Source organism: Bradyrhizobium cosmicum (genome assembly GCF_032290525.1).
Classification (GTDB): domain Bacteria; phylum Pseudomonadota; class Alphaproteobacteria; order Rhizobiales; family Xanthobacteraceae; genus Bradyrhizobium; species Bradyrhizobium cosmicum_A.
In genome coordinates this window covers 1-260 of the sequence record NZ_JASXTA010000335.1, presented here as the reverse complement: position 1 = coordinate 260, position 260 = coordinate 1, and the positions used below count along the sequence as shown (strand labels likewise).

The 260-nt window shown below is 58.8% G+C and carries 1 protein-coding gene; it reads right to left on the bottom strand.

Annotation, left to right across the window (positions count from 1 at the left end; all coding sequences use genetic code 11):
• Positions 1–260 (bottom strand): transposase (locus tag QSV46_RS40165; RefSeq protein WP_314964190.1); only part of this gene is annotated, 260 nt, incomplete at both ends.

The following is a 260-nucleotide window of genomic DNA, read 5'->3' as shown; positions in this document are numbered from 1 at the left end:
CATCAGTACCACGCCGCGCGGCAAGCCCGCCGCACAGGCCCAGCGCAAATGATCGAGTGCAATTGCCGGCTTGGTCTTGAAGGTAATCTCCTTGGGTACACCGGCTTTGCGCCGACGTGTACGGTCCGTCACCCACTCCTTTGGCAGATACAGACGATAGGCCACCGGCAAGCTCGCATGATGATTTGCAAGCGAAAGGGTCACGGCGACCTGACAATTGTCTTGCTTGCCCAACTGGCCGCAATATTGCCGTGCAACCC